Below are 23768 nucleotides of genomic sequence, written 5' to 3'. Positions count from 1 at the left end.
AAAAATCTTTTGATAGTTGGTTGTGACTTTATCAGGATCGTCAGGAACGGAAACGAGAACTGAGTTTCAGCCCAACTTCTTTCTCCTGCAACTCTTGAGCCCGATGAACCACCGAGTTGCTTTCCTCAATTGCCCCGGACTTTAGTCCGGGGTTATTCTCCGGAATAAACTCCGACTCTTCGTCATTGCGATCCCGACTCTTCGGGAGAAGCAATCCATGCGTGAATCCAGTAAGATGGATTGCCACGTCGCTATGCTCCTCGCAATGACGGCAGAAAATACGATAAAGTCTAACAGACGGTTGGTTGATGACGACCCAGCGGCACATGGACACTCTCCACCGTTGCCCCCGACTTGAATCATCCTGTTCAATCCGTTTTTCCTGTTCTGAGTTTCAGCAGGGTGAACACGCCGATGGCCGCAATCGCCAGCACCGTAATTTCGCCGAGCGTGTCGAGCGCCCTGAAATCGACGAGAATGACGTTCACCACATTCCGCCCATGCCCGTCGGGCAGACTTGCGCTACCGAAGTACCCCTTGAGCCGCGACGGCGACAGCTCCGTCGAGGTGACCTGAAGCACGGTCAGGGTCATGAAAATCCCCGCAGACGCGGCGATGAGGCCGTCACGAAGCCGCCCGGTGGCGCGTGACCGGGAGGTGAATTTCGGCAGATGAGCCAGCACCAGCACGAAGAGAATGACGTTGAGCGTCTCGATGGCGAAGGTGGTCAGCGCCACGTCGGGCGCACCGTAGATGATGTAGATGATGCCGACCCCAAAGCCGAGCACGCCCATCGACACAATCGCCTTCAGCCGCGAATCGCTCGTCAGCAGCATCGCGGTCGCCAGCACGATAATCACCGTCAACGCGACCTCATACGGCGTCACCGAAAGATCGGCGGGCAGCGTCACCGAAAAACCGCCCACGCTGTAAAGCACCAGGCCAGCCGGAACGAGCGCCGAAAGGATGATGACCGCGAGGTAGCGGCGCAAATCGCCATTTTGCAGCGACGAGGTGAGCCAGGCGGCAAAACGCAGCATTCCGGCCAGCGCCTCTTCGTACCAGACCGAGGGCTTGACGAGTCCCGGCAGGTGAAGCCCTTCCATGCGCGAAAGTATGAATGGCCTCAGCAGGTAGAGGCCAACACCCGCCAGCAGCGTGACGAAGCTCAGCAGCAGAATCAGGTTGAAGCCGTGCCACAGCTCGATCTCGATGCCGAGCCGTTGCGAGATGATGCTGACGGCGGAGGCTTCGAGCAGATGACCGACGAAAAAGTCCGGAAACAGGCCAAGCAACAGCCCCGAAAGCGCAAGGATGAACGGCCCGATGAGCATCGCCGGGGGAGCTTCGTGCACCTTCTGGAATTCGGGACGCGGCTTGCCGAGGAACGGGCGAAAGCCGACAAGGAAGGTCACCACCACGAGAAACGCGCTCGCCGCCACCGCGAGCACGATCAGCACGCGGCCCCACGGCTGCACTTCGAGCACCGCCTTGTAGAGGGTCTCCTTGCCGATGAAGCCGATCAAGGGAATAACCCCCATCATCGAAAACGACGCGAGCGCCGCCGTCACAGCCGTCACCGGCATCGCCCTGAACAGCCCGCCAAGCTTGCCGACATCGCGGGTTCCGGCCTCATGATCGAGCGTTCCGGCCACCAGAAAGAGCGTGCCCTTGTAGAGCGAGTGGGCGATCAGGTAGATGAAAAAGGCCTTGATCGCCAGCTTCGAGCCGATGCCGAGCAGCATCACGAGGGTGCCGAGTACGCTCAGGGTCGAGTAAGCCAGCAGGCGCTTCAGGTCGCTCTGGCGATAGGAGAGCAGCCCCGCAAAAATCATGGTCGCCGCGCCCGCGACGAGGATCGTGTCCTGCCAGAGCGCCGTACCGCCGATCTCGTGGTTGAAGCGCGCGATGAGGTAGATGCCAGCCTTGACCATGGTGGCCGAGTGCAGATAGGCGCTCACCGGCGAGGGCGCGGCCATGGCGTCAGGCAGCCAGAAGTGGAACGGAAACTGCGCCGACTTGGTGAACGCGCCGACGAGAATCAGCGCGACGATGGCTGGATAGAGACGGTGCGAGGTAATCAGCTCGTTCATCGCGTAGAAGGATGAAATCTCAAAGCTGCCGGTCACGCTCCCGAGCAAGAGCATTCCGGCCAGCAGCGCCAGCCCGCCCGCGCCGGTCACGAGCAGCGCCTTGAGCGCCGAACTCCGCGACGAAGCCTCGTGGTGGTTGAAGCCGATCAACAGGAACGAGCTGATGCTGGTCAGCTCCCAGAACAGGAACAGCAGCAGCATGTTGTCCGACAGCACCACGCCGAGCATCGAGGTCATGAACATGCCGATGAAGCCGAAAAAGCGATCGGCCTCCTCGTAGTGCCGCAGATAGACGGCGGCGTACAGAAAAACCGCCGCGCCGATGAGCGTCACCAGCATCACGAAGGTCAGGCTCAGCCCGTCGAGCATAAAGCTCAGATCGAGGCCGAGCGACGGCACCCAGCTCCAGCTCTCGCGCACCGGAACGCCGGACGCCACCTGCGGATAGCGGAGCATGACGGTCGCGAAAAGCGCCAGCGGAAAGGCCGCGCCGAACCAGACGAACCGGGCCTTCAGCAACCGATAGAGATATGGCGAGATCGCCGAAACGGCAAAGCCGGTGACAAGCAGGGCAAGCAAAGGCGGGTTCCTCATAAAATATCGAAGGCCCTGTTACAGGCCACCGACTCTTCTTTGACGAATCAACTATTCAGCTCAGAGCAACCTCGTTTTATGACAAGAGGTTCCCTTTAACGTCCACTGCGGCTGCATTTTGCGGCTCAACTCGACAGGAGTTGACGGACGCACAAACACAGTGTCGGACAAACGAAGCCGGAGGTCATCCGGCTTCACTCGATCAAAAACCGGTTCCTCAGATCGGCAGACTCTTGCACTCGTTGAAGAAGTCGCGCAGGCGGTGGGTGCCGTACTTCGGCGAAACGAAATCCATCTTGCTGAGCGTGGTGGCGAAGAGCGCAACGTCGTGCACGTCACGGTTGAAAATGCCGACCGCGCCAACGATGCCGTCAGCCAGCCAGAAAGGCAGAGGAACCAGCGCGGGCTGCGTTCCGGCGATTTCGATAGCCAGGTCAACCATTTCGCGGTAGGTGAAGACCTCCGGGCCGCCGACCTCGACTTCGCGCTCGCTGCTGTCAACCGCGTCGGCGCACACCTTGGCGAGGTCGGCTCCGTGGATGGGGTTCTGGCGGTTGTAGCCATCGCCAATCCACAGCATGAAGCCCCGGCGGGCGCGCGCGACGAACTGGCCGATCTCCGAGAAAAAGCCGTTCGGGCGGATGATCGCACTTTCGATCTTCGCCGCCTGCAACTCGCGGACGAACTTTTCGTGCGCCTGCACGTTGGGAATGTTCATCATGCGGTGCGCGTCGAACACCGAAACATAGACGAATTTTTTTACGCCAGCCTTGAGCGCCTCCGAGAGAATGTTCATGTTGCCCTGATAGTCCACGTCGAAGTTGTCGTGCTCGAAGTCGGGCTTTATCATGCCGAGCGACGAAAAGACCACGTCGATGCCGTCGCACAGCCCGGCGATGGTTTCCGGTTTGGTGGCGTCGCCGAAAACTACGTCATCGACGAGCGTGTCGATCTGCGGCGCGAAAAACGGCCCCGGCTTTTTGAACTTTTCTGGATTGCGCACCAGTGCGCGCACCCAGTACCCGCGATTCTTGAACTCCTGCACCGCATAACGGCCAAGGTAACCGGTCGCCCCGGCCACAAGCACTCTCTTCATTGATTCCTCGGATAGGTTGATGGATAAAGCATTTGCAATTCGACGGGCAATATACGCAATTCAGGCGAGGTGGCGGAGAACCGGGAGTAGCGATCTCGCGGCCGGGCCAACCCTAATGTCCTTGAAGTCCTTGCAGTCCCTGGCAGTTGTTCGCAATTTTGCACCCCACCACTACCGCCCCCCTCCTCACCGGTAGTGCTTATAGTTCATGCCGAACTTTTGCATTTTCAGGCTCAGCGTTCGGCGGGTTAGGCTGAGGGATTCGGCGGTGGCGGTGATGTTGCCTTTGTGGGCGGTCAGCGCTTCGACGATCATGCCATATTCGACCGAGTTCACTTTGGCGACCAGCCCCGCCTGCTTCGTCGCCTCCGGAGCCACCGAACTCTGGAGCGAGAGCGGCAAATCGTCGCCATCGATGACGTTCTCATCGACCAGAATCACCGCCCGCTCGATGACGTTTTCCAGCTCGCGCACGTTGCCCGGCCACGGATAGACGAGCAGCATCTCCTGCGCGGATTGCGAAATAGCGGTGATCTCCTTGCCGAACTGCCGGGCGAAACTCGATACGAAAAACTCCGCCAGGGCGATGATGTCGCTGTTGCGGTCGCGTAGCGGCGGAATGACGATCGGAAAAACGTTGAGCCGGTAGTAGAGGTCTTCGCGGAATTTACCCTCGGAGGCCATCTGCTTCAGGTCGCGGTTCGTGGCGGCGATGACGCGGATGTCGATTCTGATTTTCTGGTTCGAGCCGACCCGCTCGATGGTGCGCTCCTGCAACACGCGCAGCAGCTTGGCCTGGATCGGCAGTGACAGTTCGCCGATTTCATCGAGAAAAATCGTGCCGCCGTCGGCCTCCTCGAATCGGCCCTTGCGCGGCTTGTCGGCTCCGGTGAAGGCCCCCTTTTCGTGGCCGAACAACTCGCTTTCGATAACGCTCTCCGGCAAGGCGGCGCAGTTGAAGGTCACAAAGGGCTTGCTCGCTTCGCTGCTGTTGTAGTGAATCGCGCTCGCCACCAGCTCCTTGCCGACGCCGCTCTCGCCGAGAATCAGCACGGTGGAGCGGGTCTTGATGATTTTGGAGATCAGCGCATAGACCTCCAGCATCGGCTTGGAGTTGCCTTTTCTCCTTTCAGCGTAAGTTCGACCGCATCAATCTGGAACTGCTTGCTGTACTCGCAGTGAGTTGGGTGCGCCATGATTTCATACCTCCTTTTGATGTAAAGGTATGGCTTCTCAGGCTATCTATGAAAATGTAACAAGTACAACACTTTACCCCGAAACTGTTGTACAATTTTATTTAATACTCATTAATCAAATTTCTTTACAGACAATTTACTTAAAATTGATCTGATTGCTTTTTCTAACTCAATTTCAACATAATCCGGTCTTTTCCGGTCAATAAAAAATAATGCAGAATCTTTTCCTACATTAATCCAGTGACTCCAATGTTCTTTTGTAACCACTGTCGTATCACGAAACTGAACAGTCGGAATTTTTTTACCCATACCTATCCCCAACTCAAAAAGCAGCCAACCTAGATTAGGTATATATTTACTTTTATCCATAGCTTGCATGTATTCCTGATGCTCTGTATCTGTTATCGAAAAGACTATAATTAACGCGTCAACAGATGACAATCTATTTACGACATCAGAAGTCACCGTCTCTGCGCTCTCATCAGAGAGTTCTATGGTCACGCCATACTTTTTTGATACTGATTTAAATATACGATTGAAAGTATTATCTTTTTTTATTTCTTCTCTGCATGATAAAAATATTTTATATGGACTCACAAAAGAAACATCGACAGTTGACTTAAATTGATACTCACCTTTTTCTCGTTTGCATATTTTTCCAAAATTGCCAATTCTTGATGTTATTTCTGACGATATTTCATCTAATGATTTATTAATAACTCCCTTACAATAACCCAATATTTCTATCGAACCAGACTCATACCTTCGTGACTCTCTTTTTGAAAAAGATATTATATTTTTAATATCCACATTAAAACACTCATGTATTTCAGCATCTGTATTTATTTTTATTTTAGCGCATTCTCCATCTCCTGCAGACAGTCCACCAGTTAAGTAATGCAACAAACCATTACTACCATTACCAGATATATCATCAACACAATAACCACAAACATCACGAGAACACTTAACATTACGAACACCATTTTCAACACTAATCGTATCAGCACCAACACCTCGATCACCTTCATTACGTCTGCAACCAATAACATTATTTCTATTTTTAGTAGAATTAAATGAGCAACTATATTTATAACCTATTTTAACCAGACGCTCGTGGCAATTATCATTTTGCAAATAAGCAAGCCTAATATATTTATTTGTTGAATGAAAAGTCGCGAGATACATCGCGGGCAAATCCAAATCAAAATGATGTGCGATTCTCAAGGAACTACTTTCACCATGTATTTCCGATTTCATTATATTTTCTTTTAAAACATAATCGAATCTAAAAGGCTGCTCCACCTCAGAATACAAATAAGCCATTGCCTGCGTACGTAGCCACATACAACTTAGCACATTAATGCCATATGACTTAAACTCTTTTTGTTGACCTATAACATCTTCTATACCATTTAGAATATCAGCATAACCTACATCTTTCTTCTCTTCTTGAGACTTATTATTAACATAACACCATTTATATTCTAATAACATATCAATAAATTCCACAAGCAACTCATTATGCTTACCGATATTCTCACCCTCTTCATTTTTTTTATTATACAACTCATCATATACAGCAACAATATCCTTAACTTCATCCGCAGAACTTGCTTTTTTTATTTTATCAACCACTATACCGATCTTATCCCTCAGAAAATACATCTCTTTCCACAAATAATTACCACCCGTATCTGCATCTGGGTAATAAAGAAACTTTTTCTCCCTTTTTTGATTAGCCTCTTCAATACACTTTTTTATATCCGACATTCTTTTTAAAAGATCAACTGAATACTTCGTCATATTAATTCGTTTCTCTTTTTTCTTTATTGATAATTCTTGGATTTTTTCAGCCCTACCCCTAAAATCAACAAGTTCAACTAAAAGATTAACCCTTCCATTGTAATACCCAGATGTATTATCAGATATAGATATTATATTAGTATGCAATTTATCACACGCTTCATTTAAAGCATCTAATAAATAATAAATCATTCTAGGCTGATCATTAACCCTTGCCTGAATTCTGATAGTACATGCCCAAGAATTAAATGGAATAGGAGATAAAATAATATGATTTGATGGACGTTTTTCTCGAGCACCAATCTCATACCCAACATTTGTCACCGGAGCCCCCCAACAACGAGAACCATCAAATATCCCTATCGGGAGTATTTGTTTTTCTTGAAGATTAAACCCATTTTCCGTAAGAGTAATAATATCACTATACTCCATACAACGCCCCTTGTTATATTATATTTAATTGCTATATAAAATAATTATTTTTATTTCAGAAATACACATATTAAACGCATTATGGAGAATCAGAACAAGAATAATTTCCCAATGAACATCCAGCCAAATACGTTAAGATGACATCAAACAACCACGTTTCATATAAATTCTCAGTTATAGATTGCCTAAAAAAACTCATTTAGCAAAACCATAAAGAGCAGCTCAATAGGCTATATAAACGACACTGATGACTAATACTGAAACTGCTTCTATTAGGTTTTCGGTATGGCGACATCTTCGTCAATCGTGGTTACTGTGTCGACACTACTAACTTCGAAACCGTTTTGGGAGAACTGAATAAGCTAACGGCAGCGCTTATCTTTGATTTTACAAAAAATACGTTTGATTTTCAAGGTTTTACACGCACTAAATCTCCAAATTAGTCATATATTACTTTCATATTACTCATTTAATTAATTATGGGCACCTCGAAAAAGAGCGATTTGAAATATTCTTCTGACCAGCAACCTCGAAACAAGGCAATATTGCCCGCAAAAACAGTGGTTCATTGACATTATTGCACCGAAAAACAGCCATTCATGCACGACAGGGCGCGGTTATCCCCAGATGAAGACGTTGTAAACCTTTTTGTTGAGCTGCGTGCAGCGCATCAGGTTGTAGGAAATGAACGGCGGCGCGGTCGTCACCAATGAAGAGACGGCAATCAAACCATTCGTCGGCGCGAAGTGCCTCTACCCGAAAGCGGCCATCGTCGATCCCGAGCTGACCGTGAGCGTGCCAGCCGACCAGACCGCGTACGGCATCTGCGACCTCATCACCCACGTCACTGAAGCGTACTTCAACGGCGTTGACGGCACGCCCGTGCAGGATCGCTTCGCCGAAAATATCATCCTCGCCGCGATGGAATACGGAGCGAAAGCGGTCTCCAACGGCCACGACCTGAAGCACGCGCCCAGGCGCAGTGGGCCTCGGTAGTCGCGCTCAACGGCCGGGTGCAGGCCGGAACCCTCTCGGCACAGGCATCGTCATCGTCAATCCGCCGTGGATGCGCTTTGCCACCCATGCCAAACCTGTCACGCAATTCGCCGAGCGCATCTTCAGCATCAGAAAAGCTCATGCCCGAATGACGCAGTGGAAGGCATCGACCGAGTCGGAGCCTTCCTGCGCTCCATCAGCTTGCCGATGCATCTGTCGGAAGAAGGAGCCGGCGACATGCTGCTCGAACGCTACACCGAAGGCCGCCTCCCCGGCAGACCAGGGCGACAAGGAAAGCGAATGTGGTCGAGCTGTTACGGGCGAAGGGTATGATCGAAGAGATGGCTCTTGTATTGCACGACTCACCGAACATCAAAGAGGCATCCGGCTTTCATCTCAAGACATTTCTGAGGGACACCAGCTCCAAATCGCTATCGAGATCGAGTCTGACCACAATGAAGCCTGCATCCGACTGATTCCAGCCGTCTCTGTCCACGAAAGTACAAGGAATAACCATCGATCCGCCATGGATAGGGTTGCTTCAGTTTCGCCAGCTGATGTTCGATTTCGATCTGGATTTCGATTTCGTCGGTGGTCGTGAACCATCGCAGGCGTGCGAAAAGAAATGCAAACAGTTCAGCTTGATGCGACACTACCCTGACGCCTGTTCTTGCTGCTGCCGCATATCGACCATGCTTGCTGATGCCGCTTTGCAGGTCGTTTCCATTTCATCAAGAAAATTCCTGCCGGAGCGCCAGAACGGTATCGCCCCAAGCCTTCTGACCAGAATTGCTGACGCGCTTGGCTGTTGATAGTGCAGCGCCGGAAGCGCCGCCCCATCCGGTGACGACCAGAATACATCGGCATCGACAGGCAAAGGCTCGACCGGCTTCTTCTTTTTCCCCGTCTGTCGTTCCGGTTCATCGGTATGGTTGCCGTCCAGGGCCTTGAACAAGGCATCCTTTTCGATACCTCTCAAGGTAAAAAGAAGAAACGGGTCACGGTCGAAGGCTTCCGCAAGCAGATAAAAAACCGCGGCCAGATGTTTGCAGGGAATGGCGTAATCAGGGCATGAGCATGAAGCTTCCATATCGCGGAAAGAGTTCGGAAAAAGAGCGATCCCTGCTTTCGAGCACAGCCGCTCAATCTCCTCTGGCATCTCTCCGGCGAGCATCCGTGCCACCAGCAGAGGGTTATCGCCGAGCACCCCGACAAAACGCCGCCACTCCTCATTCGAGTAAGGGGTGAGCCGGATAGAGACGTTGTATGGTCTCACCCTCGACCCCTGCACTTTGGCAGAAACACCTTTACTCGTGACATCGAGACCGGTAACCTGCCCCTTGCGGGCATAAGCCCGGCCACGGCCAAGACGGGCGCTGTCATTGAAGCGTTCCAGCCTCGAAATCCACTCTTTCCCCCACCACTGTTTCGCGAAAGCGCCACGCTTGCTCTGCGTCTTGATGCCGCTATCGACTTTTTTCGGTGCAGTGGGTTTGTACCAGCCGTAATATGCCATACGCTTATTCTCCTGTTGCTTCCCGTCCAAGCATGATGAGTTTTTTCAGATCGCTGTTTGACAGCTCGGTCAGCCACTGCTCGCCTTTACCGAGAACCGTTCCGGAAACAACCGTTTTTCTTTCGATCATCTCGTCGATCCGCTCTTCAAGCGTTCCTGCGGTTATGAATTTATGAACCTCCACATTGTGCTTCTGGCCGATACGGAAAGCCCTGTCTGTGGCCTGGTTTTCGACAGCGGGATTCCACCATCGGTCATAATGGATAACATGGTTCGCCCTGGTCAGGTTCAGTCCGGAGCCTCCCGCCTTCAGGGAGAGAATGAAAATCCGGGGCGCATGGTCACCGGTCTGGAAGCTCTCGATCAATTCGTCACGCCGCTTCCGGCTGAGCGATCCATGCAGGAAAAACACCTCTTCACCGTACAGCTCCTGAAGATAGTTCTGCAAGAGCTTGCCCATCTCCATGAACTGGGTGAAAACAAGCGCTCGCTCACCACTCTCGCGAATTTCGCCAAGCAGCTCCGTCAGGCGCTGCACCTTGCCCGAACGATTTTCAACTGCCGAGTTGTCGCCGAGAAACTGCGCCGGATGATTGCACACCTGCTTGAGTTTGACCAGCAGGGCCAGAATCAGGCCACGCCGGTCGATCCCTTCCGCCGTTTCGATTTTCTCCTGCAGTTCATCGACCACGGCCTTGTACAGAGATGCCTGCTCCATGGTGAGCGTACAGTACTGCTTCATTTCGATCTTGTCGGGCAAATCGGAAATGATCGAACGGTCGGTTTTCAGGCGACGGAGAATGAAGGGCGACGTCATCGCTTTCAGCCTTTCAGAGGCCTCGCTGTCGCCATACCACTGAATCGGATTGAAAAAGCGCTGCCTGAAAAAGGCCTGACTGCCAAGAAAGCCTGGATTGAGAAAATCCATGAGAGCCCAAAGGTCGCCGACATGATTTTCTACCGGCGTGCCGGTCAGCGCTATCCGGTAATCCGAATGCAGCGCACGAGCCGCTTTGGCCTGTTTGGTTTCAGGATTCTTGATGTTCTGGGCCTCATCGAGAATCACCCCCGCCCACTCCTGCTTCGAGAGTGACGCTATATCGCGCAACAGAAGGCCGTAGCTCGAAATCACCAGCGCCGATGCCTTTGCGGCTTTTTTAAACGCCGTCGTTTTCAGCCGGTCGGCTCCGTGGTGCACATGAACCGGCAGATCAGGGGTAAACTGTTCAGCCTCCTTTCTCCAGTTATTGACCACCGAAGTCGGGAAGATCAGAAGAACCGGCCGTTTTTCCCCCTTGTTTCTCTCCTCCTGCAACAGAGCGAGCGTCTGAACCGTCTTGCCAAGACCCATATCGTCAGCCAGGCAGGCCCCGAGTCCCCAGCGTCTCAGGAAAGCAAGCCATGAATAGCCCTTCACCTGATACTCGCGAAGTTTTCCCTGAAACTCGACCGGTTGCGAAAGCAGTTCAAAACGGCTCTCTCCTTTCAGTTTTTCAAGCAGCTCCTTCATCCAGCCATCGGCATCGACCGTTTGAACAGCCAGAGCGACCTCGGGCAAACCGGCGCCAAACTCCGTTGCAAGAATATCCCGTACCGTCAGCTCCCCGGATCGCTGTTTTTCAAGAAAACCTACCGCCTGGGCCAGTTCGCGATGGTCAAGCTGCCGCCACTGCCCCCGCACCCGGACCAGAGGCATTTTCAGCCCGGCCAGACGCCTGAGTTCGTCAAAATCGATCTCGTCTCCGCCGAGTGAAGCTGCATAATCGCATGAAAGGAGCGTACCGAGGCCAATTCCGTTACCACTTGCCTTCATGGAGGGAGCTTTGACGCGCGCCGTTATCCCCACCCTGTTCATCGGCCCCTTGCCAACCCACCACGACGGAAGCACGACAACAAAACCGGCCTCTCGCAACGTGGGGGCATAGTCAGAAAGGAACCTGAATGCCCCTGCGGTATCGAGCTTCAGGCCACCTGTTTTTTTCAGCGTTAACCCTTGGGTTAATTCGGGATAGAGCAGAGCCGCCTGCCCCAGCGCCATCAGCATGAACTCCGTAACATCAGCCCCATAGCTTTTTGCCTGTTCCGAGGCGTCGCTTTCCGGATTCCAGAGTTCACCGACCTCAAGCAACAGACTCGGATCACTTTTCAACTGAAGCAGACAGGTGAGCTGCCAAACCTCTTTTTTAGCCTTCAGGGAAGGTTCGGCAAGGCGAAAACAGAAACTGAAGGGAGATCGGGCATACACATCCAGCGGGCGACGCCACGCGGCAAGTTCTCGGGCAAAAGCCTCGATTTCCGGCTTGCGTTCCCACTGAATTTCAGGATTCCTGCCCAAGAGCGATTGCATCCAGGCGTCATGGATGGTCAAAGGCTTCGCCTCTTTGCGACTCGTGGTAACAGAAGAGAGCCGGACAAGCCGATCCACCTGCTCCTGCAACAAGGCTGCCTGAAGCTCCCTGGCTGAAGTTTGCGGGGGCGTCTTGCGCTCCCCTGAAAGACAACGGCATACCGGAGGCATGGTTTCCGAAAGCGTATCGAGACGCGCTACAAGGGAATTTTCAGGGTAAGGAACCCAGCGCCCTTCCCACTGAATCGTACCGCGAACAAGCGAAGGAAGGTACCGCTCTGCGCAAACAAGGTGCACGGCGGTATCGAAAAGCTGCATGGCCCAGAACACGGATGGCCCGAAAAAAGCGCCTGAACCAGGAACACTCCCTTCACGAACACAGGAGAAGAAGGCAAAGCAAAAGGCGATGTCGAGAGGAAGAGCGGTAACCCTCAACGGGTTGAGCGAGGATTTCCGTCGCCTGTCCGGCGCGTCGCCAAGCAGGGGCGAAGAGGGTACCCGCTCATGGCCACGATGAGGAAGCCAGGCAAGCAGCTCCCTGAGCATCGGCTTGCGAACTGAAACCTTCATGCCGACTGCCCTGAGCGCCCGACGAAGCTCCCCTGTATCCCCCGGCTCACGCCCTTCACTCCACAGCACCAATTGGCCATCCAAAACCGAACAATGCAATGCAATCATCGATTAACCCTTTGTCTCTCCTGCTGTAAAATTCGATAGAAGCTTGCAATATCGCCATATTCACCGATTCAACCAACGATACCGACACCCTTCCTTACCCGGCGACAACACTCAACAAAAGATGTTTCACCAACGGATCAACGCCCCGCAACCTATGGAACAGTCTTGGGAACGTTCATGAAAACGTTAAGTTATGCACTCCCGCCCCTGATTTTTCTATTTTTTCACCACCTCGCAATACGGTCCGAGGAAACGCTCTCCGTTGAAGTGTATCAAATGCGACGGTGCATCGGCAACCCACACTTCGGATTCCCATGCAATCTCGCCAAGATACCGACTCATCACAGCTCGATTCGGAAATGCCGTTACATACACAAGTCCTGCCTTTGAATTGACAAACAAGGCTTTAAGTTCATCATGCCGTTTGCCGTCAACCGGCCCGTGACTGGTTACCGACTCGACAAGTAACAGCCAGTTTTTCCCTTTGTAATACAGAACGACATCGGGCATTTTGCCGTGAACATCCACATCGACACCAAGATCGGAGAGTAATACAGCATCAAAATATCCCCATTTATGACCGGTATCACCGGCATAAACCAGCACGCTCCCCGGCGCAAAACGCGGAGCAAAGTTCTCGATGATCTCCCGGATCAACTCACTATGCTCGCCGGGACTCAAGGATAGTTTCCGCCCTGGAATGATTTCAACCGGCACACTGTTCTGCTCTCGTACATTGGCATAACGTTCAACAAGCGACTCCCGCTTTGCGAGATATTCGGTAAGGTTGTCATGCCAAGAGGTTGTATTAAAAGTGCGAAGCAATGCCAGTGCGGAATGCTCAATCTGATAGACCGCTTTGGGACTGTTAACGGGTCGATCGGGCTGGTCAGGATTGTACACCGTAATGCCTGCATCGCAAAACTGGTGCATGGTCTGGCGACGCACCGTTTCACGGGTGTTGGGAGCATAGTCTTTCTTGTAATGCTCCCGTACCCAATCCATGATCGGGGTAATTCCCATCAAAGGCGCATCGGCATCGGCCCATGACTTACCGGGAGTGAGATTCAGCAAAGCCAACAGACTCAACGCCGATCGCTCATTCTGTTGAGCTCGTGGCAAGCCCAGCGACACGATAATCTGCTGAGCTTCCTTTATGTAGCTGTTTCTGCTTTTCATTCAGGTCATTGATTCAATTTTTTCATCAATACACGACTGGCTGAGATTGTCCCGCTGCATCGCCCATACTCCAAGCTCGATCAAAGTTGACCGGCTCGGGTATTTCATCATTCTCAGGTCTGTCGCATTGACCTGGGTGTGACCATTGAATCGGCGGAAGCGTTCATCGACAGCCGTCGAGTTCAGAAATACAGCCAACCCCCATGCAAGTGGTTTCGGTATCCCCGCCCTGTTCTCATGAAAAAGATTGAGATGATTCTCAAAACCCAGAACAGCCATTTCATCAAACATTTCAGGATCGACGACGCTGGCCACGATCCGTCGTTTTTCCTCCTTTGATGAGAAACGCCTTACAACGCAATAGAACCCATTCGGGTAGAGCCACCTTTCAGTTTCAGTATTGCGCTTGATGGCATTCGGCTTTTTTGAGCCTGTCAGAGGCCACGTCGTTGCATATCCGGAGAAATGGCAGGGGTAAAAAAGTGGCGCCGTATCCTGATCCGGCATATCGCGCAGATGCGTTTTCAGGCGAAAATCGACTACCGGGCCAGTAGATACGGTGAGTCCTATATCATCCAGCGTATATCGAACCATCGATGAGTGTTCGCTATCTTGTTTCTCAGGTGAGGTCGGAATATGGATGAAACGCTCTGAATCACCGGGAAAAACGATTCTGTCGAACGGATGTTCATGAGTTGCAAGGTCGCTGAAGGTGTCGTCGGTAGAAGTTGATACCGTTACAGCGCCTTGCGCTGCGCAACATTCGAGATGAATAATGACATTTTCCTGCAACACTGCGTCATCTTTGAAGGCTTTGTTTCTCGATCCGAACAGATGCAGATGACGAATGGCCGCACGCTCGGCAATAAACGCCCGGAACGGCCGGTAATAGGGTCCGTTGCAGAAACTTCGGGGAATGATCGCCACAATATGGCCCCCCGGCGCAGCAAGCGCCACGGCAAGCGCCACAAAGGCGGAATAGAGGTTTACCGTCTCGATGCCAACCTGCCGCAACAGATGGCGATGCGCCGAATGACTGTTGATCTTCTTGTAGGGCGGATTCAGGATGGCATGGGTGTAGCTTTTGAGTGGGACAGAAAACAGATTTCCCGAGAGTGAATCGACAGCCGCCTCGATGAAATCCGCTTCATGGATCGTAACAACAAGGCCATTGTTGCTATGATGGGAATACGCAAAGGTGCTCGACAGATGCCGGATCAACTCGTGATCGAGCTCGAATGCATCCACCTCGACCTGTTGAAACTGAAAGCCGCCTGACCGCCACCGTGCAAGAAAAGCCGCCGACAACGAGCCGATTCCCGCCCCTGCATCCAGTAACCGGCAACAGCCGTCAGCTTCCGGAAAAAGAGAAGCCATGAATGCTGCTGTCCGTTCCGGTGTGAGAAACTGACCGAATTGCGACTTTCTTTTCGCCGAAGTGGTGTTTGAAAGCTGTACTCGCTTTATCTCGATTGCCGATAACAAGAACCTGTCTCCCGTATTGTCCAGTGAGGCTGAAAACAAGGCATTACCATACAATGCCACCATCATACAGCCATTATAAGAAATCCAACTATCAAACAGGCATCCCGCCCCTGCATCTCAACCTTCATCCTGTCACAGGAGGGCTGCTGACCGCTCTCCCCAACAGCGTCTCGACCTGTGCCTGTCAAGGCGAGCATTCAGATTATCGAATCTGCCCCTTCGGGAACGCTGAAGAATCCCGTATCTTTAGGGACAACACAAGACCAACGCAACCCCGGTGAACACTTTCCGCTCATGAATCTGCTTCCATACAGAATCACTTGCGCCTTTCGGATACCGTTCATCGCTTCACCTCGCGTTTACTGACCGCGCCTATGGCTCTCGATTTTACCACCCTTGACCTGCTCCGGCAGAACCATCCGGCATGGCGGCTGTTGCGCGCGCAACATGCGCCGCTGGTGGCGTCGTTCCTGCACCGGGTGTTCATCGCGCCAAATGTGCGCACCCTTTCGCAAGCCGACCTCGGCGAAGCGCTGGAGGATGAGCTGTTCGCGCTTCGCCGTCAGCTTGGCGAGAGTGCCTTCCCCGGCTCGGCGCAGAGCTACCTGAACGACTGGGCGGAGAACGACAAAGGGTGGCTGCGCAAATTCTACCCGCAGGGCGAGGACGAGCCGCACTACGACCTGACTCCGGCGACCGAAAAGGCGCTGGCGTGGCTACAGAGCCTTTCGGAGCGGGCGTTCGTCGGTACGGAGTCGCGCCTGTTGACCCTGTTCGAGCTGTTGCGCCAGATGAGCACCGGCAGCCAGGCCGACCCTGAGATGCGCATTGCGGAGCTGAACCGACGGCGGGAGGAGATCGATGCAGAGGTCGCCCGAATCCGGGCCGGTGAAATCTCGATGCTCGATGACACGGCGCTCAAGGATCGTTTCCAGCAGTTCCTCCAACTGGCGCGCGAACTGCTCACCGACTTCCGCGAGGTGGAGCACAATTTCCGCACCCTCGACCGGCGGGTGCGCGAGCGCATCGCGCTCTGGGAGGGGGGCAAGGGCGAGCTGCTGGAGGAGATCATGGGCCAGCGCGACGCCATCGCCGATTCCGATCAGGGCCGGAGCTTCCGCGCCTTCTGGGACTTCCTGATGTCGCCATCACGACAGGAGGAACTAACCCTTCTGCTCGACGAAATACTCGATCTGCCGCCGGTGGTCGAAATGCAGCCCGAACCGCGACTGAGGCGGGTGCACTACGACTGGCTCGAAGCGGGCGAACACACGCAGCGCACCGTGGCGCGCCTCTCCGGCCAGTTGCGCAAGTTCCTCGACGACAAAGCCTGGCTCGAAAACCGCCGCATCATGGACATCCTGCACGAGATCGAAAGCAAGGCGCTCGCCCTGCGACACTCGCCGCCGTCGGGCAACTTCATGCCGCTCGACGACGCCTCCGCCTCGATCGAACTGCCGCTCGAAAGGCCGCTCTACCGCCCGCCCTTCAAGCCGGTGCTGGAGGGCATTGCGCTCGACGAAGGGGACGCTGAAATCGACACTGCCGCGCTCTATGCCCAGGTAATTGTCGATCGCGCCGAGCTGACGAGCCACATTCGCAAAGCGTTGCAGGAGCGCAGCCAGATCGCCCTCGGCGAAGTGATCGCCCGCCACCCGTTGCGCCACGGTCTGGCCGAACTGGTCACCTACCTCCAGATCGCCGGAGAGTGGCCCCACACGGCGGTCGATGAAGAGACGAAAGAGCGGATCGAATGGGAGGCAGAAAACGGCGTGAAGCGGCAGGCAACGCTGCCGAGGATTATTTTTGTGCGGAAGGAGTGAGGAGGAAAGAATTGCTGACGGCAATGCCGGGCAACCACGGGGGGTTGCCCCTACGAAAGAAAATTAACAGGTATTTCTGGCTTGTAGGGGCAGTCCCCCTGTGGCTGCCCCGGTTTCCCGGCTTCACGACATTTTCACCTTTGACCAATTGATACTATACTGGCCGATGCACGATCATTTTTTCAGAACACTTTGATGAACCCGACCGACACCGAAACCTCGCATCCGGCAACCGCGCCGCAGGATCTGTCCCAACTTCTGGTCGCCCTGCTCAAAGGGGTGCTTTACCATGAAGAGAACCCCGCGCTCTGGAACAGCCTTTTGAACCTGCAAGCGGGCGTACGCGACTACGTGGCCGTGATCGGCCTCGAACTGACGCTCGACGAAGCTGAAGGGTACGCTTTCCTGCGCTCCCGCCCGGCAGAAGACGAGGGGAAGGGCGAGGCCATGCCGCGTCTGGTGGCCCGACGCCAGCTCTCCTGGCCGGTCAGCCTCTTGCTGGCGCTGTTGCGCAAGAAGCTCGCCGAAGCTGACGCAAGCGGCGGCGAAACGCGGCTGATCCTGTCGCGCGACGAGGTGGCGGAGCTGATCCGCATCTTCCTACCCGCCGGAAGCAACGAAGCCAGGCTCATCGACCAGGTTGACGCCACCCTGAACAAAATCGCCGACCTCGGCTTCATCCGGCGGCTGCGTGGCGAAAAGCAGATGATCGAGGTGCGACGCATCATCAAGGCGTTCATCGATGCGCAGTGGCTGGCCGACTTCGACCGTCGCCTCGACGAGTACCGCCAGCTCGCCACGCAATCGACGGAGGAAGAAAATGGCTGAAGCGCTTGAATTCGGATTCATCTCCGACGACCGCCTCGCCGGGTTCCGGCTCCAGCGGCTCGAAGTGTTCAACTGGGGCACCTTCGACGGGCGCGTCTGGACGCTCCGTCTCGACGGGCGCAACGGCCTCTTGACCGGCGACATCGGCTCCGGCAAATCGACGCTGGTCGATGCCGTCACCACGCTCGTCGCGCCGAGCCAGCGCATCTCCTACAACAAGGCCGCCGGAGCCGACAGCCGCGAGCGCTCGCTCCGCTCTTACGTGCTCGGCTACTACAAGTCGGAGCGACAGGAGTCGCTTGGCGGCGGCGCAAAACCGGTCGCCCTGCGTGGCGACAACGCATACTCGGTGATTCTCGGCGTCTTCCACAACGAAGGGTACGGCAAGACCGTGACGCTCGCCCAGGTGTTCTGGATGAAGGATCCCGCCGGACAGCCCGCCCGCCTCCTGGCCGCCGCCGAGCGCGACCTCTCCATCGCCACCGACTTCTCCGGCTTCGGCACGGAGATCACCGCCCTGCGCAAACGGTTGCGAACAGATAACGTCGAGCTGTTCGACAGCTTCCCGCCCTACGGCGCGTGGTTCCGCCGCCGCTTCGGCATCGACAACGAACAGGCGCTCGACCTGTTCCTTCAGACCGTCTCGCTCAAGTCGGTTGGCAACCTCACCGACTTCGTGCGCAGCCACATGCTCGAAGCTTTCGACGTCGAGCCGCGCATCGCCGCCCTCGTCGGCCACTTCGAGGACCTCAACCGCGCCCACGAAGCGGTGCTCAAAGCCAAGCGCCAGATCGAAATGCTCGCCCCGCTCGTCGAGGATTGCGACCGCCACGAAGAGCTCTCCGCCTCCACCGAAGAGCTGCGGAGCTGCCGCGACGCCCTGCGCCCCTGGTTCGCCTCCCTCAAGCTCGGCCTGCTTCACCACCGGCTCGCCTCGCTCGAAGAGGAACTTCTGCGACAAGACAATGCCGTCGAGCGGCTCGAAGAAGAGCGCAGCGAAGAGCAGGAGCGGGAGCGCCAACTTCGTCGAACCATCGCCGAAAACGGCGGCGACCGCATCGAAAGCATCGCTTCGGAAATCCGCACGAAGCAGCAGGAACTCGACCGGAAAAAGCACAAAGCCGCCCGATACGCGGAGCTGGTCAGTCAACTCGACGAAACCCCCGCATCGACCGCAGACGGCTTTCTCCGCCAGCGAACCGGGCACGAACAGATGCGCGAAGAGGCCGAGGAGCGCGAGGCCGATCTCCAGAACAACCTGAACGAACTTGGCGTCACCCTCGCCCGCGAAGAGCAGGAGGAGCGCGAACTGCTGGCCGAGATCGAGAGTCTGAAATCGCGGAAAAACAACATCGACGACCGGCAGATCGCCATGCGCCGCAGCCTCTGCCGGGCGCTCGGCATCGACGAGGGCGACATGCCCTTCGCGGGCGAGCTGCTCCAGGTACGCGAAAGCGAGGCCGCGTGGGAGGGAGCCATCGAGCGGCTGCTGCGCAACTTCGCCCTCTCGCTGCTCGTGCCCGACCGCTATTACGCGCCGGTGGCCGAATGGGTTGACCGCACCCACCTCAAGGGACACCTCGTCTATTTCCGGGTGCGTCCGTCGGTTCGCCGCGACGCCTTGGCCGACAACCCCGCCGCCCTGCCGCGCAAGCTCAAGATCAAGGAGGACTCTCCCCACTTCGACTGGCTCGAACGGGAGATCGGCAACCGCTTCGACGTGGTCTGCTGCACGAGTCAGGAAGAGTTCCGTCGCGAGAAAAAAGCGATCACCGTGGCCGGACAGATCAAAATGCCCGGCGAGCGCCACGAAAAGGATGACCGCCACCGCATCGACGACCGCAGCCGCTACGTGCTCGGCTGGACAAACGTCGCCAAGATCACCGCGCTCGAAGAGAACGCCCGTCGGAAAAGCGATGAACTCGGCGAGCTGAAGCGACGGATGACGGCGCTGCAACAGGAGCAGGCCAACCTCCGGGAGCGACTAACAATTCTGTCGCGCCTCGACGAATATCCCGACTTCCACGACCTCGACTGGCAACCGGTCGCCGTCGCCATCGCCCGGCTCGAAGCCGAAAAGCGTGAACTCGAAGCGGCCTCCGACCTGCTCCGCACCCTCACCGCGCAGCTCGAAGAGGTCGAGGCGAAATTGCGTGAAACCGAGCGCCTCCTCGACGAGCGCAAAAGCAAACGCTCGAAAACCGAGCAGAAGATCAGCGACGCCCGCGAGCTCGAATCGGAAGCGCAGGCCGCGCTGGACGAAGCCGGGCCGGGAGTCACTGCCCGATTCGGACGCATTGAAGCGCTCCACGCGGAGATGCCGGAGCAGAAAGCGCTCACCGTCGAATCGTGCGACAACCGCGAGCGCGACATGCGCGACTGGCTGCAATCGAAGATCGACGCCGAAGAGAAAAAGCTCTCGCGCCTGAACGAAAAGATCATCCGCGCGATGACCGAATACAACGAGCAGTGGCCGCTCGAAACCCGCGAAATCGATGTCAACCTCGCCTCCTCCGGCGAATACCGCTCGATGCTCGACCAGCTCCAGGCCGACGACCTGCCGCGCTTCGAAGGGCGCTTCAAGGAGCTGCTCAACGAAAACACCATCCGCGAAGTGGCCAACTTCCAGTCGCAGCTCGCCCGCGAACGCGAAGAAATCAAAGAGCGCATCGGGCGCATCAACCAGTCGCTCACGCAGATCGACTACAACCCCGGACGCTACATCACCCTCGAAGCGCAGACAAGCCCCGACGCCGACATCCGCGAGTTCCAGGCGGAGCTGAGGAGCTGCACCGAAGGGACGCTGACTGGATCGGAGAGCACCCAGTACTCCGAAGCCAAATTCCTCCAGGTGCGCCGCATCATCGACCGCTTCCGGGGCCGCGACAACCTGGCCGACCTCGACCGCCGCTGGACCGCCAAGGTGACCGACGTGCGCAACTGGTTCGTCTTCGCGGCCAGCGAACGGTGGCGGGAGGACGACGCCGAGCACGAGCACTACGCCGACTCCGGCGGCAAATCGGGCGGGCAGAAAGAGAAGCTCGCCTACACCGTGCTCGCCGCCAGCCTCGCCTACCAGTTCGGCCTCGAATGGGGGGCGGTGCGCTCGCGCTCCTTCCGCTTCGTGGTGATCGACGAAGCCTTCGGACGCGGCTCCGACGAGTCGGCCCACTACGGCCTGCAACTCTTCGCCCAGCTCAACCTGCAACTGCTCATCGTCACGCCGCTGCAGAAAATCCACATCATCGAACCCTTCGTTTCGAGCGTCGGATTCGTGCACAACCAGGATGGCCGCGCCTCCGTTTTGCGCAACCTCTCCATCGAAGAGTACCGCGAAGAAAAGAAGAAGATGCAGCAATGAAGCGGGCGGCAACGGGCTGGACGACCCCCGCCGACATCCGGGCGCAGGTCCAGAGACTCTGGAACCGGGGCACGCTGCTCTCGGCGATGGTGACGGGCGAAACACTCTTCCCGCTGCGCCTCTTGCTCAAAGGGCCGAATTCACGCCAGCTCAGCGACCACTTCACTGAGGTGCGCGACTGGATCACGCAACTCACCGCCGCCGCCGGGCCATACCGCATCGCTTGGCGCACCGTCAACCACCGCGTTCTCGGCGGCAACGACATCCCGTCGGAACTCTGGATCGACTCGATGGACGACGCTCTCGCGCTCATCGGCAAGCGCCGAGACGCCGAAAAGTTCGCCAGCATGATCGAGCTGACCCGCAAGCGCGAACCCGCGCTGCTCCCCTGGCTTGCCCGCCGTCCCCTCCGCGCCCTCGAACTTGCCGAATCGTGGCCAAACATACTGCGCCTCGTCGAGTGGCTGCGGAACCATCCGCGCCCCGGCATCTACTTGCGGCAAATCGACCTCGCCGGCATCCACACCAAGTTCATCGAAGCGCACCGCGGCACACTCTCCGAACTCTTCGACCTCGCCCTGCCGCCTGAAACGATCGACGCAACCGCCACCGGCAGCGCCAGCTTCTGCCAGCGCTACGGCTTCCGCGACAAACCGCTCCGCGTCCGCTTCCGCCTCCTCGACCCCGCGCTGACGCTTCTGCCCGGCGGTGGCGAGAACGACATCACCCTCACGCAGGCCGACTTCGCGCGGCTCGACCTGCCGGTTGAAACGGTCTTCATCACCGAAAACGAAATCAACTTCCTCGCCTTTCCGCCAGTGCCGCGAGCGATGGTGATCTTCGGCGCAGGCTACGGCTTCCGGAACCTCGCCCGCATCGACTGGCTCCAAACCCGCAAACTCCACTACTGGGGCGACATCGACACGCATGGCTTCGCCATCCTCAACCAGTTCCGCGAACACTTCCCCCACGCCACCTCGCTCCTCATGGATCGAGCAACCCTCCTCGCCCACCGCAACCACTGGCAAACCGAACCAAACCCCGAAACCGCCGAGCTGACGAGACTGACGGAAGCCGAGCAATCGCTTTATGACGATTTACGCGAAAACCGGTTAGACGACGGAGTAAGATTGGAACAGGAAAAGATCGGGTATGAGATGCTGGTTGAAGCGCTGGAGCGACGATGAATCCGGCGCGGGTCAACTTCGGGCAGCACCCTGACTTGCACGCCAGAATCTCACTGTTGTTTGCAGATGTCGCCAAAACTCGTATTTTGTTTTTTGTACAGATTCATTGCACACAGAACGCTACATCCCGTATGCCTCGAACGACCGTCACAAGCAATCAGCGCCTGTCGATACGGATCGACGCCTCGCAAAAAGAACTCCTGATGCAGGCCGCATCCATCCAGTCCACCGACCTGACCGAATTTGTCACCAGTGCATCGGTATCGGCTGCCCGAACGGTTATCGAACAGCACGAACGCTTCGCTCTCACCGAGCGGGAAACGGCCCTCCTGCTTGACCTTCTTGAAAATCCGCCCGCACCGAACGACAAGCTTCTGGCTGCCGCCGCCGCCCTGCCTCAACAGAAATGACCATAAAATCGTGGCATGAAGAGGCTATCGCCAGTCATCATCATCGTACGGCGTTCGACTGCGGCGACAAACAGCTCAACGAATTCCTGCGCCGCTACGCCAGACAAAGTCACAGCAAGGGAACAGCCAGAACCTTTCTGGCCATCAGCGACAACGGCGAACAGCGCATTTTCGGATACTACAGCCTGAGCATCGCCACGGTAGCTTACGCCCAGACTCCCGAAATCATCAAACGCGGCCTGGCTCACCATGCCGTACCGATGTTCAGGCTCTGCAAACTTGCCGTGGATCGATCCGTCCAGAAACAGGGGTTTGGCGGCCAGCTACTGCTTTCCGCAGGCAGAAGATGCCTGCAAGCCGCAAACCATGTCGGCGGCATCGGCCTGCTGATCGACGCCAAAAACCCGCGCGTCGCCGAATGGTACGCCAGCTACGGAGCCTTGCCACTTCCCGACAAGCCGCTCTCCCTCATCCTGCCGTTCCAGACCATCCGCACCGCCCTGCAAAGCGTCGAACAACCATAAGCAAGTTCGCTTATTAACTTACGTTGCACCTGACCACCTCGGTGAAAGCGTAAGACTGGAACAGGGAAATAACGGGTATGAGATGCTGGCGGAAGCGCTGGGAAAGGTGTGAAACGGAGGGGGAATAAAGGATCCTCGAAGCAGAGCTTCGAGGTATTTAGAAGAGTTGGAGCTGCTGTGAATGCAACTTTTTATACTCAATTTCTCGACCTTGACT

15 protein-coding genes and 1 pseudogene are annotated in these 23768 nt (G+C 55.6%); 7 read left to right on the top strand and 9 right to left on the bottom strand.

Annotated elements, in window-relative coordinates; all coding sequences use genetic code 11:
* Positions 1–40: 40 nt before the first annotated feature.
* The 5 genes and pseudogenes from EST62_RS07185 to EST62_RS07165 all read right to left on the bottom strand — a co-directional run bounded on the left by EST62_RS07185 (position 41) and on the right by EST62_RS07165 (position 7217).
* Positions 41–328 carry a hypothetical protein gene (locus EST62_RS07185; protein ID WP_129051425.1) on the bottom strand — a complete coding sequence of 96 codons (288 nt, stop codon included), beginning with the start codon at positions 326–328 and terminating at the stop codon, positions 41–43.
* A gap of 40 nt (positions 329–368) precedes the next feature.
* Entirely contained in the window at positions 369–2687 is a 2319-nt protein-coding gene (locus tag EST62_RS07180) for a putative monovalent cation/H+ antiporter subunit A (protein ID WP_129051424.1), read from the bottom strand.
* Positions 2688–2904: 217 nt separating this feature from the next.
* Positions 2905–3783 carry an SDR family oxidoreductase gene (locus EST62_RS07175; RefSeq protein ID WP_129051423.1) on the bottom strand — a complete coding sequence of 293 codons (879 nt, stop codon included), beginning with the start codon at positions 3781–3783 and terminating at the stop codon, positions 2905–2907.
* A gap of 186 nt (positions 3784–3969) precedes the next feature.
* Positions 3970–4902 (bottom strand): annotated as a pseudogene (locus tag EST62_RS13980) (sigma-54 interaction domain-containing protein); the annotation flags it as partial.
* A gap of 188 nt (positions 4903–5090) precedes the next feature.
* Positions 5091–7217 (bottom strand): hypothetical protein, encoded by a 2127-nt coding sequence (locus EST62_RS07165; protein ID WP_129051421.1) that lies wholly within the window; start codon positions 7215–7217, stop codon positions 5091–5093.
* Between the two features lie 684 nt (positions 7218–7901).
* Here EST62_RS07165 and EST62_RS13775 point away from each other — a divergent pair.
* Positions 7902–8213: an iron-containing alcohol dehydrogenase gene (locus EST62_RS13775; RefSeq protein ID WP_245153512.1), complete on the top strand. Its 312-nt coding sequence runs from the start codon at positions 7902–7904 to the stop codon at positions 8211–8213.
* Between the two features lie 652 nt (positions 8214–8865).
* Here the strand turns inward: EST62_RS13775 and EST62_RS07155 are convergent.
* The 4 genes from EST62_RS07155 to EST62_RS07140 all read right to left on the bottom strand — a co-directional run bounded on the left by EST62_RS07155 (position 8866) and on the right by EST62_RS07140 (position 15310).
* Positions 8866–9729 (bottom strand): SWIM zinc finger family protein, encoded by an 864-nt coding sequence (locus EST62_RS07155; protein ID WP_129051420.1) that lies wholly within the window; start codon positions 9727–9729, stop codon positions 8866–8868.
* A gap of 4 nt (positions 9730–9733) precedes the next feature.
* Positions 9734–12646 (bottom strand): DEAD/DEAH box helicase, encoded by a 2913-nt coding sequence (locus EST62_RS07150; RefSeq protein WP_245153511.1) that lies wholly within the window; start codon positions 12644–12646, stop codon positions 9734–9736.
* 324 nt (positions 12647–12970) lie between these two features.
* A complete protein-coding gene (locus tag EST62_RS07145; protein WP_129051418.1) occupies positions 12971–13933 on the bottom strand; it encodes a BsuBI/PstI family type II restriction endonuclease in 963 nt (320 codons plus the stop codon).
* The gene (locus tag EST62_RS07140; protein WP_371414685.1) at positions 13934–15310 is read right to left on the bottom strand and encodes an Eco57I restriction-modification methylase domain-containing protein; all 1377 of its coding nucleotides are present in this window, start codon (positions 15308–15310) and stop codon (positions 13934–13936) included.
* Positions 15311–15792: 482 nt separating this feature from the next.
* Here EST62_RS07140 and EST62_RS07135 point away from each other — a divergent pair, with 482 nt between their 5' ends.
* From EST62_RS07135 to EST62_RS07110, 6 genes are all read left to right on the top strand, one after another.
* On the top strand, positions 15793–17241 hold the full coding sequence (locus tag EST62_RS07135; RefSeq protein ID WP_129051417.1) for a DUF3375 domain-containing protein: 1449 nt from the start codon (positions 15793–15795) through the stop codon (positions 17239–17241).
* A gap of 195 nt (positions 17242–17436) precedes the next feature.
* Positions 17437–18069, top strand: coding sequence for a DUF4194 domain-containing protein (locus EST62_RS07130; protein ID WP_129051439.1), 633 nt, complete (start codon positions 17437–17439; stop codon positions 18067–18069).
* Positions 18062–21430, top strand: a complete 3369-nt coding sequence (locus EST62_RS07125; protein ID WP_129051416.1) for an ATP-binding protein — start codon at positions 18062–18064, stop codon at positions 21428–21430. Before EST62_RS07130 ends, EST62_RS07125 begins: the two co-directional genes overlap by 8 nt.
* Complete coding sequence (locus EST62_RS07120) at positions 21427–22617, top strand: DUF3322 domain-containing protein (RefSeq protein ID WP_129051415.1); 1191 nt, start codon at positions 21427–21429, stop codon at positions 22615–22617. The genes EST62_RS07125 and EST62_RS07120 overlap by 4 nt, the downstream gene beginning before the upstream one ends.
* A gap of 131 nt (positions 22618–22748) precedes the next feature.
* Entirely contained in the window at positions 22749–23027 is a 279-nt protein-coding gene (locus EST62_RS07115; protein WP_129051414.1) for a DUF1778 domain-containing protein, read from the top strand.
* Entirely contained in the window at positions 23024–23551 is a 528-nt protein-coding gene (locus tag EST62_RS07110) for a GNAT family N-acetyltransferase (RefSeq protein ID WP_129051413.1), read from the top strand. Before EST62_RS07115 ends, EST62_RS07110 begins: the two co-directional genes overlap by 4 nt.
* The last annotated feature ends 217 nt before the right edge of the window (positions 23552–23768 follow it).

The organism is Chlorobaculum sp. 24CR (assembly GCF_004118635.1).
Taxonomy (GTDB): Bacteria; Bacteroidota; Chlorobiia; order Chlorobiales; family Chlorobiaceae; genus Chlorobaculum.
The sequence above is the reverse complement of the archived record's forward strand: the minus strand, read 5'-3'. Positions and strand labels throughout refer to the sequence as shown.

Coding starts and splice junctions, on each gene's coding strand:
- EST62_RS07185 (WP_129051425.1), bottom strand. CDS start 328: ATGTGCCGCTGGGTCGTCATCAACCAACCGTCTGTTAGACTTTATCGT.
- EST62_RS07180 (WP_129051424.1), bottom strand. CDS start 2,687: ATGAGGAACCCGCCTTTGCTTGCCCTGCTTGTCACCGGCTTTGCCGTT.
- EST62_RS07175 (WP_129051423.1), bottom strand. CDS start 3,783: ATGAAGAGAGTGCTTGTGGCCGGGGCGACCGGTTACCTTGGCCGTTAT.
- EST62_RS07165 (WP_129051421.1), bottom strand. CDS start 7,217: ATGGAGTATAGTGATATTATTACTCTTACGGAAAATGGGTTTAATCTT.
- EST62_RS13775 (WP_245153512.1), top strand. CDS start 7,902: ATGAACGGCGGCGCGGTCGTCACCAATGAAGAGACGGCAATCAAACCA.
- EST62_RS07155 (WP_129051420.1), bottom strand. CDS start 9,729: ATGGCATATTACGGCTGGTACAAACCCACTGCACCGAAAAAAGTCGAT.
- EST62_RS07150 (WP_245153511.1), bottom strand. CDS start 12,646: ATGAAGGTTTCAGTTCGCAAGCCGATGCTCAGGGAGCTGCTTGCCTGG.
- EST62_RS07145 (WP_129051418.1), bottom strand. CDS start 13,933: ATGAAAAGCAGAAACAGCTACATAAAGGAAGCTCAGCAGATTATCGTG.
- EST62_RS07140 (WP_371414685.1), bottom strand. CDS start 15,310: ATGGCTTCTCTTTTTCCGGAAGCTGACGGCTGTTGCCGGTTACTGGAT.
- EST62_RS07135 (WP_129051417.1), top strand. CDS start 15,793: ATGGCTCTCGATTTTACCACCCTTGACCTGCTCCGGCAGAACCATCCG.
- EST62_RS07130 (WP_129051439.1), top strand. CDS start 17,437: ATGAACCCGACCGACACCGAAACCTCGCATCCGGCAACCGCGCCGCAG.
- EST62_RS07125 (WP_129051416.1), top strand. CDS start 18,062: ATGGCTGAAGCGCTTGAATTCGGATTCATCTCCGACGACCGCCTCGCC.
- EST62_RS07120 (WP_129051415.1), top strand. CDS start 21,427: ATGAAGCGGGCGGCAACGGGCTGGACGACCCCCGCCGACATCCGGGCG.
- EST62_RS07115 (WP_129051414.1), top strand. CDS start 22,749: ATGCCTCGAACGACCGTCACAAGCAATCAGCGCCTGTCGATACGGATC.
- EST62_RS07110 (WP_129051413.1), top strand. CDS start 23,024: ATGACCATAAAATCGTGGCATGAAGAGGCTATCGCCAGTCATCATCAT.